The 13,432-nt window shown below is 62.6% G+C and carries 11 protein-coding genes; 6 read left to right on the forward strand and 5 right to left on the reverse strand.

Annotated elements, in window-relative coordinates; genetic code table 11:
* Positions 1-11 precede the first annotated feature (11 nt).
* The 5 genes from AC1RS8_RS17635 to AC1RS8_RS17655 all read right to left on the reverse strand — a co-directional run bounded on the left by AC1RS8_RS17635 (position 12) and on the right by AC1RS8_RS17655 (position 5,494).
* On the reverse strand, positions 12-893 hold the full coding sequence (locus AC1RS8_RS17635) for a CoA transferase subunit A (protein ID WP_489338909.1): 882 nt from the start codon (positions 891-893) through the stop codon (positions 12-14).
* Between the two features lie 11 nt (positions 894-904).
* Entirely contained in the window at positions 905-1,801 is an 897-nt protein-coding gene (locus AC1RS8_RS17640; protein ID WP_057714072.1) for a VOC family protein, read from the reverse strand.
* A 253-nt stretch (positions 1,802-2,054) separates the two neighbouring features.
* A complete protein-coding gene (locus AC1RS8_RS17645; RefSeq protein ID WP_154861394.1) occupies positions 2,055-2,414 on the reverse strand; it encodes a DUF6124 family protein in 360 nt (119 codons plus the stop codon).
* 635 nt (positions 2,415-3,049) lie between these two features.
* A complete protein-coding gene (locus tag AC1RS8_RS17650; protein ID WP_102672755.1) occupies positions 3,050-4,171 on the reverse strand; it encodes an LLM class flavin-dependent oxidoreductase in 1,122 nt (373 codons plus the stop codon).
* 138 nt (positions 4,172-4,309) lie between these two features.
* Positions 4,310-5,494, reverse strand: coding sequence for an acyl-CoA dehydrogenase family protein (locus AC1RS8_RS17655; protein ID WP_150812557.1), 1,185 nt, complete (start codon positions 5,492-5,494; stop codon positions 4,310-4,312).
* 1,188 nt (positions 5,495-6,682) lie between these two features.
* Here AC1RS8_RS17655 and AC1RS8_RS17660 point away from each other — a divergent pair.
* From AC1RS8_RS17660 to AC1RS8_RS17685, 6 genes are all read left to right on the forward strand, one after another.
* Complete coding sequence (locus AC1RS8_RS17660; protein ID WP_057714069.1) at positions 6,683-7,198, forward strand: flavin reductase family protein; 516 nt, start codon at positions 6,683-6,685, stop codon at positions 7,196-7,198.
* Between the two features lie 9 nt (positions 7,199-7,207).
* Positions 7,208-8,887: an FAD-binding protein gene (locus tag AC1RS8_RS17665; RefSeq protein ID WP_489338910.1), complete on the forward strand. Its 1,680-nt coding sequence runs from the start codon at positions 7,208-7,210 to the stop codon at positions 8,885-8,887.
* Positions 8,875-9,630, forward strand: a complete 756-nt coding sequence (locus AC1RS8_RS17670) for a glucose 1-dehydrogenase (protein ID WP_090456735.1) — start codon at positions 8,875-8,877, stop codon at positions 9,628-9,630. The genes AC1RS8_RS17665 and AC1RS8_RS17670 overlap by 13 nt, the downstream gene beginning before the upstream one ends.
* 13 nt (positions 9,631-9,643) lie before the next feature.
* Entirely contained in the window at positions 9,644-10,726 is a 1,083-nt protein-coding gene (locus AC1RS8_RS17675; RefSeq protein WP_154908779.1) for a ferredoxin--NADP reductase, read from the forward strand.
* 231 nt (positions 10,727-10,957) lie between these two features.
* Positions 10,958-11,704 carry an SDR family NAD(P)-dependent oxidoreductase gene (locus AC1RS8_RS17680; protein WP_218496122.1) on the forward strand — a complete coding sequence of 249 codons (747 nt, stop codon included), beginning with the start codon at positions 10,958-10,960 and terminating at the stop codon, positions 11,702-11,704.
* Between the two features lie 72 nt (positions 11,705-11,776).
* Complete coding sequence (locus tag AC1RS8_RS17685) at positions 11,777-13,357, forward strand: FadD3 family acyl-CoA ligase (protein ID WP_489338911.1); 1,581 nt, start codon at positions 11,777-11,779, stop codon at positions 13,355-13,357.
* Positions 13,358-13,432: the final 75 nt, after the last annotated feature.

Raw genomic sequence — 13,432 nt, forward strand, 5'->3', positions numbered from 1 at the left:
TGAAAGGCTCCTTAGAAAATCGGCAACGGCAGTTCACGGATCGCAGCCAGGCCGCCGACCTTTTCCAGATACTGTTCGTGGGTGCAGTCGACGTAGTCGCGCACGTAGCCCTGCCAGCCATCGGCCGCCTGGACCGTGGCGTTGTAGGCCTTGAAGTGCGCGACGTCGAAACCGTACAGCGGCGCGCACGAAGACGGATGCGCCCCGCCCGGCACATGGGCCACGGCGGTGGTCAGGTTGCGTTCCCAGAACACTTGATGCGCGTGGCTGCTGTCCTGATGGAAATACTCGCTGTCGACCAGCTCATCGCAGGTCACGTAGCTGTGAGTCGCGGCCCGTACGAACAGGTCGTCCATGTAGTGATCCGGACCGCTGATCTGGCACACCCCGCGTGCATCGGCACGGTCGACGTGCACCAGCGCCGCGTCGAGCTTGAGCGCCGGCATCGCCACCCAGTCCTTGCCATCGGCATAGGGCGAGGCGATCAACTTGATCTGGCGGTTGTGGCGCAACACATCGGTGCCCAGGCCCACCGCCGTCGGAATGAACGGCACATTCATCGCCGCCGCGCGCAGACCGAGCAGCAGCATGCCTTCGTCGATCTCCATCACTTCCAGCGCCGCTTCCTGGCGCGCCTTGCGGAAGTACGGCTCCAGCGGAATGAAGTCGAGGGAGACGAAGGCGAATATCAGTTTCTTGATCTTGCCGGCCGCGCAGAGCATGCCGACATCGGCACCGCCGTAGGCAACCACGGTCAGGTCCTTGAGGTCCGAGCGCAGGATCTCGCGCACCAGCGCCATCGGCTTGCGCCGCGGGCCCCAGCCACCGATACCGATGGTCATGCCGTCACGCAGTTGGCCGACGATCTCGGCGGTGGTCATTTGCTTGTCCATCGTCATGTTCCTCATTGGCGACCGACACTGAAGTCGTGGCCCCAGTGGCTGACCACGGTGCTTTCGAACGGCGTGTGGCGGTCCCAGTCGACCACCAGGCCATCGCAGCCGTATTCCAGGTCAAACCCGGACGGGGTCTTGATATAGAAAGAAATCATCTGGTCGTTGGTGTGCTGACCGAGGGTGGCCGACAGCTTCACGCCATTGGCGTGGACGCGGTCCAGGGCGCGGCCGACTTCGTCCAACGCGTTGACCTCGACCATCATGTGCACGCAGCCGTGGGGCATCGGGCACTCGAAAATCGCCAGCGAGTGGTGGCGGCCGTTGTTGCAGTGCAGAAAGTGAATACGTTTTTGCGGCTCGGCCGGGTCCGGGGTGAAGCGGACTTTCATCAGGTCCGACAGGCCAAAACCCAGCACCTGCTCGTAGAAGTCGCGGCAGCGCTCGAAGGCAGGTGCCGGCAGCACTACGTGGCCCATGCCCAGTTCGTTGGTAACGAACCCTTTGACGCCCACCGGCGAGACGAAACGGGCGAAGTCCTGCAACGGGCCCCAGAAGATTTCGTGACGGTTGCCATCCGGGTCGCTGAAGTGCACCAGCTCCTGGACCTTGCGCAGCTCGGCCTCGGCCGCGGTACCACGGGTCACTTGCACATCGGCCTGTTGCAACTCGCTGACCGCCTGTTCCAGCGCCGCCTTACCGGCCACTTCCCAGCCGCAGGCACCGAAGCCGTTCTCGACGTTCTTCTGCACCAGGATGCGGTAGTGGCGCTCGTCCATCTTCAGGTACAGGTGCGCGTCGTCATCAGAGCCGATGACCATCATGCCCAGCACCTGGCTTGCGTAGTGGCGCCATTGCGCCAGATCGCTGGATAACAGGGTGACGTAACCCAGACCACGGATATCCATGGATGCACTCCTCGTTTTTCTCAGGCGGTGCCGCCCTTCGGCGACTGCCGGGGGAGACTTTATGTAGGGCCTATTCAAACGGGTTCGGGGAGGGGCAACATCGTCCAATGGGACTAGCGGAAATGATGGCGCGGAACCTGAAAAACCTGTGGGAGCGAGCTTGCTCGCGATGGCGGTGTGTCAGTCAACAGAGATGTTGGATGACAGGGCCTCATCGCGAGCAAGCTCGCTCCCACAGGGGGGGGTTGCGGGTTTATGCAGCTGGTTCGATTTGATCGAGCACGCGATTCGCGGTGATTTCGGCGAGCATTACGCTATTGGAAATACCCAGCAGTGCATTACGGTCACCGCCCTCCAGATGATCCACCAGTTGATGCACCATCACATCCACCGAGGCCAACGTCTCGACGAGATAGACCACCAGGGTTTCGGTCGTAGCGTCAGGGTCGACGGTAAACAGTGTGCTGATTGTTCGAGGAGTGGCTTTGATGTCGGCTGTCGAGGGGAAGTGGTAAGCGAGGGCAGGCTCGGCGGCCTCGTTGAGTTTTTTGGAATCGGGCTCGTACGGGGATGCCGGATCGGTGTCCGGCGGGTTTGGCGTTACCTTGAACATTTACGACTCTCCAATAATTTGGAGCCGTCACCGACTTGCGACTAAACGAGAGGTGGCAGCTGTACGCAGGTTAGTCGACCGGGGAGAATCGAAACCGGCGCGCCCAAAGGCGCCCTGCGCACAGCTACCATAAAGTGCAGGTATGAAATGACCTGACTGTCTGGATGCAGATGCGCTTCGATTGACCACGGGCGACTAAACCCGATCACTGATGGGCAGTGACGCGAATCAAGTTACCGAGGGGGTCCAAGGCGCACAAGCCGGCGGATTCTGGCGTACCTGTAGGCAATGACGCAAGGCGGTGTAGCTTTCATCAAGTAACACTGACAGCCGTTAAACAGGCTTCGTTTAACAACCCAAAAACCTGTGGGAGCGAGCTTGCTCGCTCCCACAGGGGGGTATGTGATGGTCAAGATTAGTGCAGGCATAAAAAAACGGGCCTTGGGGACCCGTTGGAAAATTGGCCTGACGTCCGTGCCAGGCCTGAAATGCGTTCAACTGTAGGAGCGAGCCTGCTCGCGATGGTCGCCAACGATAACGCTGCAAGCCTGGCACCCCGCGGCGTTCTCAGGTTTATCGCGAGCAGGCTCGCTCCTACAAGGGGTATGCGGTGTTCATGCGTTTAGCGTCAACTATCACGCCTTGCGGAAATGCGGAATCACCTTCTCGCCAATGTTCTTCAAGGTCTCCAGCTGCGCCCACTGCGGCACGGTGCCCATCTGGCAGATGAACAGGATTTCGTCGGCGCCGGCATCGATCAGGCGCTGCACGTAGCCGATGCAATCCTCGACGGTGCCGTAGGCGTGGTTCGGGTTCATCATGGCCATGGTCGGGTCGGAGAAGTCGACACTGACTTCTTCAGAGGCGAAGCGCGACTTGATCACGCTCTGGCCATTGCCATCGACGAAGGTGTCGTCCTTCCACTTCTCCGGATCCGGACGCTCGCCACCGCCGTACCAGTAGCCCAACGACTCCATGAAGTAACGCTGGCCACGGATACCGATGCGGCGCGCTTCTGCGTTGTCGTCCAGCACGATGGCCGGGCACAGCGCGGCAATGTGACGGTTAGGGCGGAAGCCCACTTGCTTCTTTTCATCGCGGTTGTCGTAGGCCGTGTGATACACCTCAACCTTCTTGGCGATCTCTTCCGGGCCACCAAAGCCCAGCACCAGTGCGCCCATGCCGCGACCGCCGGCATTTTTCAGCGACTCGGTGTTGGTGCACGCCAGGTACATCGGCGGGTGCGGGTCCTGATACGGCTTTGGATGGATCGGACGCTTGGGGATCTGCACGAAGTCGCCGTTGTGCTCGATCTCGTCCTGCACGAACATTTTCGGAATCAGGTACATCATCTCGTCGATCTGCGGCTGCAAGGTCGCCAGGTCGTAGCCGAAGGTGCCGGCTTCCTGCTGGGTACCGCCCTTGCCCACGCCAAAGTGCACACGGCCCTTGGACAGCAGGTCGAGGGTGGCGATGCGTTCGGCGACCTTGACCGGGTGGTTCATCGCCGGAGGCAGGCAGACCACGCCGTGGCCGATACCGATGCGCTCGGTTTTACCGGCCACGAAAGCCAGCATGGTTTCCGGCGCGGACATGTGCGAGTAGTTGCTCAGCGCCGTGTGTTCCACGCACCAGAAAGTGTCAAAACCCAGCTTGTCGGCCAGCACGGCCTGCTCGACGGTGTCTTCGAAAATCTTGCGGTCGCCTTCGCGGCTGGAGTCCACCGTCTGGGCTTCGTAAATCAGGGAAAATTTCATGGTTGATCCTTGTGCTTATTTGGATGCGCAGTCGGCGCCGTAGACCTTCGCCTTACCGCCAATGCTCGGGCATCGGCGGGGCGCTCGAATCACGCAAACGGACTAGCCCGATTCATAGAAAAGAGCTGTACGCCAGCGTCAGAGGAAAAAGTCGCTGCTGTCCTGCCCCATGCTGACCCCGCCGAGGTTCCAGGCGTACTTGGCCGGGCTGTTGGCGACGTGGGCGCGACCGGTGTGAATATCACGGAACGCTCGGTTGATCGGATGGCTGCGGAAGATCGTCGAAGCACCGCTGTTGAACATCAGGTCACCAGCGGCCTTGGCGCACTTGTCGGCCACCAGCGCCGAGTCGTAACGCATCTTCACCCGCTCGGGCATGCTCAACGGCTCACCCTTCTGCGCGCGCTCCAGCATCAGGGCGAAGTTGCGATGCAGCACGGTCTTGCACTCATCGACGCAGACCATGGCGTTGGCCAGCGCCGATTGCGCGGCCGGGTCCTGGACCATCTTGCGACCGTCATTGACCCCGACCCGGGCGCGGTTGTGCTCGACAAACTGATCCACCGCGCCTTGCAGGGCACCGATGGCCGAGGACGAAACCGCACGCACGAAAATCTGCCCGAATGGCAGGCGGAACAACGGCGCGGTGTTGACCGCATTGCCCGGACTGTTCTGCATGAAACCATCGAGGGCGCGATGGGTGCGGTACTCGGGAACGAAGGCGTTCTCCACCAGAATGTCGTGGGAGCCGGTAGCTTCCAGGCCCATGACGTTCCAGTTGTCGAGAATCTGGTAATCGCTGCGCGGCACCAGGAACGTCCGGTAATCCGGCGCCCCGCCCGCCTCTGCCGGCGGCACCAGCGCACCGAGGAACGCCCACTCGCAATGCTTGCTGCCGGAGGAAAAGCCCCAGCGACCGCTCAACTTGAAACCACCCTCGACCCGCTCGACCTTGCCCACCGGCATATAGGAAGAGGAGATCAGCACGCTGGAATCCCTGCCCCAGACATCCTGCGCGGCGCGGTCGTCGAACAGCGCCAGTTGCCAGTTGTGAATCGCCACCACCCCCAGTACCCAGGCCGAGGACATGCAGCCTTCGGCAAGGGTCATCTGTACGTCGAAGAAGTCCTTGGGCTCCAGCTCATAGCCTTCCCAACGGGACGGTTGCAGGATGCGAAAGAACCCGGCGTCCTGGAAATCCTTCAGGGTTTCTTCGGGCAACTGGCCTGCTTGCGCGGCATTCAGGGCACGTTCACGCAGGATCGGCACCAACTCGCGGGCACGTTGGCTCAGACGCTGGCGAATCAGGTCTTGGTTGAGCATTTTTATTGTTCTCCTTTGTTCACCCCGTCCGCCGGGGCGCGCGTGCAACGGGGCGGGTGTAGCGCCCCTACACTGGCATTCAAACAATGCGCAACGCAGGGGACATCCCTCAAACGGACCATGTGGGATTGGGGAACTGGTCTTTGGCGGTGTATCTGGACGGGATGTGTTGCTTGGCAGGCTGCCATCGCGAGCAGGCTCGCTCTCCGGTGTCCGGTTTTACTCGGGACTTGTGGCCACTGAAGATCCCTGTGGGAGCGAGCTTGCTCGCGATGGCTTTGTGTCAGGCGATAAGTGTTTTGTGGGTGTACATATCCGTTGCTGCGGTAACGGCCACTCAGGGTTCCGCCCTTACGGCGGGTCACTTGGAAAAGCCCCAAGTAACCAAGGGCTCTTGCCCCTTTCGTTCGGTGCCTCGCTTAGGCTCGGCATGCCCTCGCTCCGGTCCTGCTCCGTGGGCCCGCCGCCATCCATGCCGGGTTGCCCACTGCGCAGAACCTCCACTCGGCCTCACGAGGGGGCAAGAAGATCAAAAGCCAAAGCCAAAGCGAGGCGGCCTGCTGGCCGGCCTGATCGCAATTGAACGCGTCTCCCTGTAGGAGCGAGCTTGCTCGCGAAAAACGCCAGGACAACGCGGGCATTCAGGTAGCACGCGTTATCGTTGACGTCCATCGCGAGCAAGCTCGCTCCCACAGAAGAGCAAAAAGCAGAGCATCCCGCACCACCGCGTCGCTTCTCACCACTCATCAGGCCGAGCGTTAGCTCGCCTGCAGCTTTTGATCTTGATCCACCCGCCCCCTCGGCAGGCTGAGTGGAGGCGTTTATCCGGGGATTGGCGCGCAGCGCCGTTCGACGCAGTCGAACACATCGCATGTAGGTGCCAGCGAAGCCAACCGGAGGGCGATGCCCCCGGATGAATGCCGGAGCGAAGGAACCCCGAGCCTTGGCGAGGGGCCGTACGTAAGGGGCGAGACCTTTTGGTTCCTTTTGGGGCGTTTGCCAAAAGGGACTCGCCGTAAGGGCGAAACCGCCAGCCGCCGTTACCGCAGCAACGGATATGTACTCAATCAACCAAGAGCCTGGTCGGCCCAGAGGCCGCCAAGGCCTAGTCCCCTCGGACGATGCTCCAGACAAGAGCCAGAGCAAGAATCCATCGCACTCCCCACCCAACAAAAAAGGCCCAGTGCGATGAACGACGTCAATCTCAAAGCCGACATGCTCCAGGCCATGCGCCGCCTGGCCAAGTCAGTCACCATTATCAGCACCAGCAACGGCACCGAACGCTTCGCCATGGCCGCCACGGCCGTCGATTCGCTGAGCACCGAGCCACCCTCGCTGCTGATCTGCGTCAACAAGACCGCCTCGCCCCACGCCGCACTGGCGACCGGCGCCGACTTCTGCGTCAACATCCTCGGCGTCGAACAACAAGACCTGGCCAACCTGTGCAGCGGCGCGATCAAGGGCGAAGCACGTTTCGACCGCGGCAACTGGCTGACCAGCCCCGGCGGCATTCCTTACCTGGGTGACGCACAGTCGGCGATCCTCTGCCGCCAGGACGGCCACTTCAGCTACGGCACCCACACCGTGTTCATCGGACGCATCCTGCAGATCCACACCACCGCCGAAATCACCCCGCTGGTCTACCTCGACGGCAGCTACACCACCACCGCCAAACCCGCACCCTCTCTCGCTGCTGCTGGCTGAGGCCCGAACATGGACAGCCTGAACGGGTTGACGGCGTTGCGAGTGAACAGCGCCGACCAGTTGCCATGGGATGACCGTTGCGACTTGCTGATCGTCGGGTTTGGCGGAGCCGGCGCCTGTGCCGCCATCGAAGCCAGCACTCGCGGCCTGTCAGTGCTCGCACTGGATCGCTTCGAAGGCGGCGGCGCCACGGCGCTCAGTGGTGGCGTGGTGTACGCCGGTGGTGGCACGCCGTATCAGCGTCAGGCTGGCTATGAAGACACCAGCGAAGCCATGTTCAATTACCTGCGTCAGGAAGTCGGCGAAGCCGTCAGCCACGCGACATTGCGCAATTTCTGCGACGGCAGCCGCGAACAACTGGCCTGGCTGGAGCGACAGGGCGCGGCGTTCGAGGCCAGCGTGCCGCCGCATAAAACCTCGTACCCGAGTGACCAGTACTACCTCTATTACTCCGGCAACGAAGCCGTGCCGGCCTATGCCGCCAGTGCCAAACCGGCACCCCGTGGCCACCGCACCAAAGGTCCGGGCATGTCCGGCGCCAGCCTGTTCGCCCCGCTCAAGGCCAGCGCCTTGCGTCACGGTGCGCGCCTGCGCAGCCAGTGCGAAGTGCGGCGACTGGTGCTCGACCTCGACGATAAGGTCATCGGCGTCGAAGCCTGGCAGTTGCCTTCCGGCAGTCGCGCAGCCCGACAACATGCGCGTCTGTCGCGCTGGGCCGCCGCCATTCATATGTACGCTCCCGCATTGGCTGACCGCTTGCGCGCCCGTCAGCGTCGCATCGAGCAGACCAGCGCCATTCGGCAATTGATTCGCGCCGAACAGGCGGTGCTATTGAGCAGCGGCGGTTTTATCTTCAATCGCGACCTGGTGCGCCAACACGCGCCGCAGTACCTGGCCGGGTTGCCCCTGGGCGCCACCGGGTGCAATGGCAGCGGCATCGCCCTGGGCCAGAGCGCCGGTGGCAGCGTGGCGCGGATGGACAAGATCAGCGCTTGGCGCTTCATCAATCCGCCACTGGCCTGGGCCCGCGGGCTGATCGTCAATGCCCGCGGACAGCGTTACGCCAACGAAGAAATCTACGGCGCGACCCTCGGCCACGCCATGGTCGAAGAACAAGACGGTCGCGCCATCCTGGTGCTCAACCGTGAGCTGATGCGCGAAGCGTTGCGTCAGGTGGGCCCGGGCAAGGTGTGGAATTTCCAGCGCCTGCCGGTGCTGCTCAATCTGCTGTTCAACGCCAAGCGCAGCAACACCCTCGCCGGATTGGCCAAACGCTGCAACCTGCCGCCGGAACTGCTGCGCCAGAGTGTCGAACGCTATTCCCGGGCGGCACGGGGTGAGGTCGCCGACGAGTTCGGCAAATCCGCCGCGATGCTTGCCAACCTCGACCAAGGCCCTTGGTACGCCCTCGACCTGTCCTTCGACAGCAAACTCTTCCCCTGCCCGGTCATCACCCTGGGCGGGCTGAAGGTCTGCGAGGACAGCGGTCGGGTTCTGGGCCACGCCGGCCAGCCAATAAACGGTCTCTACAGCGCCGGCCGCAATGCGGTCGGGGTCGCTTCCAACCTGTATGTCTCCGGCCTGTCCCTGGCCGATTGCATTTATTCCGGTCGCCGGGCTGCCGCCCACGTGGCCGACCAATTCGCACTTCAAACCGCACGATCAGGAGAACAACAATGCAACGTGTAGAAGGCAAAGTCTGCATCATCACCGGCGCCGCCAGCGGCATCGGTCGCGAAGACGCCCTGCTGCTGGCCCGCGAAGGCGCCAAAGTAGTACTGACCGACCTCAACGAAGAGGCCGGTCGCCAGGTGGCTGCAGAAATCGGCGCCAACGCGCTGTTCATACGCCACGACATCGCCAGCGAAAGCGATTGGCAACAGGTGATCAAGACCACCGTCGAACACTTCGGCCGTCTCGACGTACTGGTCAACAACGCCGCGATCCTGGCCCTGGGCAGTATTGAAGACACCACGCTGGAGCTGTGGCAGAAGGTGCAGAAGATCAACGGCGAAGGCTACTTCCTCGGCTGCAAGTACGCGATCCAGGCGATGAAGGAAACCGGTGGCGGGTCGATCATCAACATGTCGTCGGTGGCCGCGTTGGGCGCGATGCCGATGTTCTGCGCTTATTCGGCGTCCAAAGGCGCGGTGGCGGCGATGACCCGTTCGATTGCCCTGCACTGCAAGCAGCAGGGTTACCGCATCCGCTGCAACAGCGTGCACCCCGATGGCGTGAACACGCCGATGACCCAGGCCCTGGCCGGTGGCCAGCCGATCCCGCAGGAAGCGCTGGACCAGGACCCGATGAACCGCATGGCCGCGCCACGGGACATTGCCAACGTGGTGCTGTTCCTGGCCACCGACGAGTCGCGATTCGTCAACGGTGCCGAGATTCGCGTCGACAACGCCCAACTGATCAGCAGTCTCTGAGGTCGAGGTGAACATGGGCACGCAACAACAGAACCTGACCCCGGCCGAACACACGACGGCAAGCGTCTCATTGCAAGTGTGCGCGGTGATCGACGAGACCCTGGATGCGCGCTCGCTGGTGCTGGACGTACCGCCAGCCCTGCGTGAGCGCTTTCGCTACAAACCGGGCCAGTTCCTGAGTTTTCGCGTGCCCTTGGCCGGCAAACTGTTGACCCGCTGCTACTCCATGGCCAGCTCGCCCCTCGCGGACGCGCTGCCCAAGGTCACGGTGAAACGGGTCGACGGTGGCCGGGTGTCGAACTGGATGAACGAAGTGCAGGTCGGCGACTGGCTGGAAGTGCTGCCACCGGCCGGGCATTTCTGCCTGGACCCGCAGGCGGACACCGAAAAGCCCCTGGTCTTGTTCGGGGGCGGCTCGGGCATCACCCCGGTGTTTTCCATTCTCAAATCGGTGCTGCACAGCAGTCGGCGACCGATCAAGTTGATCTACGCCAACCGCGATGAGGCGTCGGTGATTTTCAAGGACGAGCTGTGCCAGTTGATCAAGGCGCATCCTGATCAACTGCACGTGGTGCACGTCCTCGATTCGGTGCAGGGTTTTTTGACGGACCATCAGGTCCGTCATCTGCTGCGCGGATCGGCCGGCGGCGACTACTTCATCTGTGGGCCGGGACCGTTCATGGACACCGTGGAGCGCACGCTGCTGGCAGTGGGCGAAGCGGCCGAGCGGATCCATGTCGAACGCTTCGTCTCGCCGCCGGACCCCGATGAACTGCTGGCCGAAGAGGCCGTGGCACGAGCGGCGGCCATGGATTCGCAATGCGAAGCGCTGATCGTCGAGCTCGATGGTCAGCAACACGAAATTGCCTGCAAACCCGGCGACACCCTGCTGCAAAGCTGCAAGGCCGCCGGTCTGGACGTGCCGTCGTCCTGTGAAGAAGGTTTTTGCGGGGCCTGCATGTGCGTGGTCCAGGAAGGCCAGACCCAACTGGCCCGCAACGACGTGCTGACCCCCAAGGAGCTCGCCGACGGCTGGACACTGGCCTGCCAGAGCCGCCCGACCGGTGCCCGCGTGCGCCTTAAATTCCCTGATTGAAGATACGCATCCCCCTGTAGGAGCGAGCCTGCTCGCGATGGACGTCAACGATAACGCGCCCTGTCTGAATGAACGCGGTGCCCAGACGTTTTTCGCGAGCAGGCTCGCTCCCACAATTGAAATGTGCCATACGGAGGATCTGTTGCTTAGTCTCATTGGACGATCACCCAGGCCGGGTCTGCGGTTAGACTCGACCACAGCATTAGCCCACAACAATAAAGAGGTGCAGTTATGGCTCGTTTGCAGAATAAGGTCGCGGTGGTCACCGGCGGCGCTTCGGGTATCGGTCTGGCCTGCGTGCGCCGTTTCGCGGCCGAAGGCGCGCAAGTGATTGGGCTGGACATCGGCAGCGCACCGGCAGACTTTCCCGGCCTGTTCATGACCCTGGACGTGCGCGACGAAGCGCAGGTGCAGCAGGTCATGCAAGAAGTCATCAGCCGCTTCGGGCGCATCGACGTACTGGTCAACGCCGCCGGCGTCGCCGACCAGGGCAGCGTGACCCAGACCACCACCGCCAACTGGCAACGGGTGATGGACATCAACCTGACCGGCAGCATGCTCACCAGCAAATACGCACTGGCGTCGATGGTTGAACAACGCAATGGCTCGATCATCAACGTCGGTTCGATCTTCGGCCTGCAAGGCTGCGACGGCAACGTGGCCTATAACGTGTCCAAGGGCGGCATCAACCAACTGACCCGCTCGATGGCCATCGACTACGGCTACGCCAACATTCGCGTCAACGGTCTGTGCCCCGGCCTGATCGAAACGCCGATGACCAGCATGGTCCGTGACAATGACGCGTTCCACGCCTTCTTCGCCTCGCAGCACATGCTCAGCCGCTCCGGACAACCGGAAGAAGTGGCCAACGTTGCGCTGTTCCTGGCGTCCGACGAAGCCTCCTTTGTCAGCGGCCAGATGATCGCCGTGGACGGTGGTTTCTCCGCCGGTCGCCGTTTCGCCCCGCCCGCCCAGTAATTCGCAATCCGGCCGGGCGCCCTGCCCGGCCTACTCCCTTTTTCGTACTTGTCTTCTAACCGGGGAGGCCCCATGCCGCCTGTCGCCACCGCACTGACCATCGCTCAACTGTTCGCCAACGCGGCCCAGGCCTACGGCGACCGCCCGGCCATCGAGGACGCGGGCCACATCATCAGCTACCGACAACTGGACCAACTGCGCCGCCAGGCTGCCCGCGCACTGCTGGCCCTCGACGTACAGGTCGGGGACCGCGTGGCGATCTGGGCGCCGAACGTGTGGGAGTGGATCGTTGCGGCTGGCGCCCTGCAGAGTGTCGGTGCAGCCCTGGTGCCGCTCAATACCCGGATGAAGGGCAGCGAGGCCGGCTACATCCTGCGCGAAAGCGGCACCTGCGTACTGTTTGCCATCGGCGAATTCCTCGGCGCGGACTACCCCGGCATGCTGGCGTCGGAAGACCTGCCAGCCCTGCGCCACATCGTCAGCGTGCGTGGTGCCAATTCGGGCACCCTGGCCTGGGAGCGGTTTATGGATCTGGCGGCCGATGTGCCGCAACTGGCCTTGCGCACCCGCGAACAGAGCGTTGGCCCGCAGGCCTTGTCCGACGTGCTGTTCACCTCGGGCACCACTGGTAAACCCAAAGGCGTGATGACCAGCCACGGCCAGAACCTGCGAATCGTGCGCGACTGGAGCGATATCGTCGGTTTGCGCGAGAGCGATCGCTACCTGATCGTCAATCCGTTCTTCCACTCCTTCGGCTACAAGGCCGGCTGGCTGGCAGCGCTGATGCGTGGCTGCACCCTCCTGCCGCAGCAGGTGTTCGACGTGCAGGCTGTGCTCGAATGCGTGCAGCGCGAACGCATCACCGTGTTGCCCGGGCCACCGACGCTGTATCAATCGTTGCTTGCCCATCCGCAACGCAACGAATTCGACCTGAGCTCCTTGCGCGTGGCGGTGACCGGGGCGGCAGCGATTCCGGTGGAGATGATCCACCGCATGCGCGACGAACTGGGCTTTGCCACCATCGTCACCGCGTATGGCCTGACGGAAGTCTGTGGGTTCGCCACGATCTGCCGGTCCGGCGACTCGGCGGAACTGGTCGCCAACACCAGTGGCCGGGCGATGCCGGGGGTGCAAGTGCGCTGTGTCGGTAGCAGCGGTCGCAGCCAGCCGGCCAACATTCCCGGTGAAGTGCAGATTCGCGGCTACAACCTGATGCAGGGCTATCTCAACAACCCCGAAGCCAGCCAGGAAATTCTCGACGCCGACGGCTGGCTGCACACCGGCGACATCGGCATGCTCGACGAACAGGGTTACCTGCGCATCACCGACCGCCTCAAGGACATGTTCATCACCGGCGGCTTCAATGTGTACCCGGCGGAGATCGAACAGTGTTTGCTGACCTATCCGGGCGTGGCCCAGGCAGCGGTGATCGGGATTCCCGACGAACGCTTGGGCGAAGTGGCGATGGCGTTTCTGCTGCCTGCTCCAGGTATGGAAATCGAGCAGACCCGATTCCTCGCCTGGTGCCGTGAGCAGATGGCCAACTACAAGGTTCCGCGTCGGGTGCGGGTGCTGCAGAAGATGCCGATCAATGCGGCGGGGAAAGTGACCAAGAATGTGCTGCGCGAGTGGGCATTGCAGCCAGTCGACTAAACACAATCCCTGTAGGAGCGAGCCTGCTCGCGATGGTGTGTCAGTCGACATCAATGCAACTGATAGACCATCGCG

The organism is Pseudomonas sp. GW821-FHT12A04, assembly GCF_058807755.1.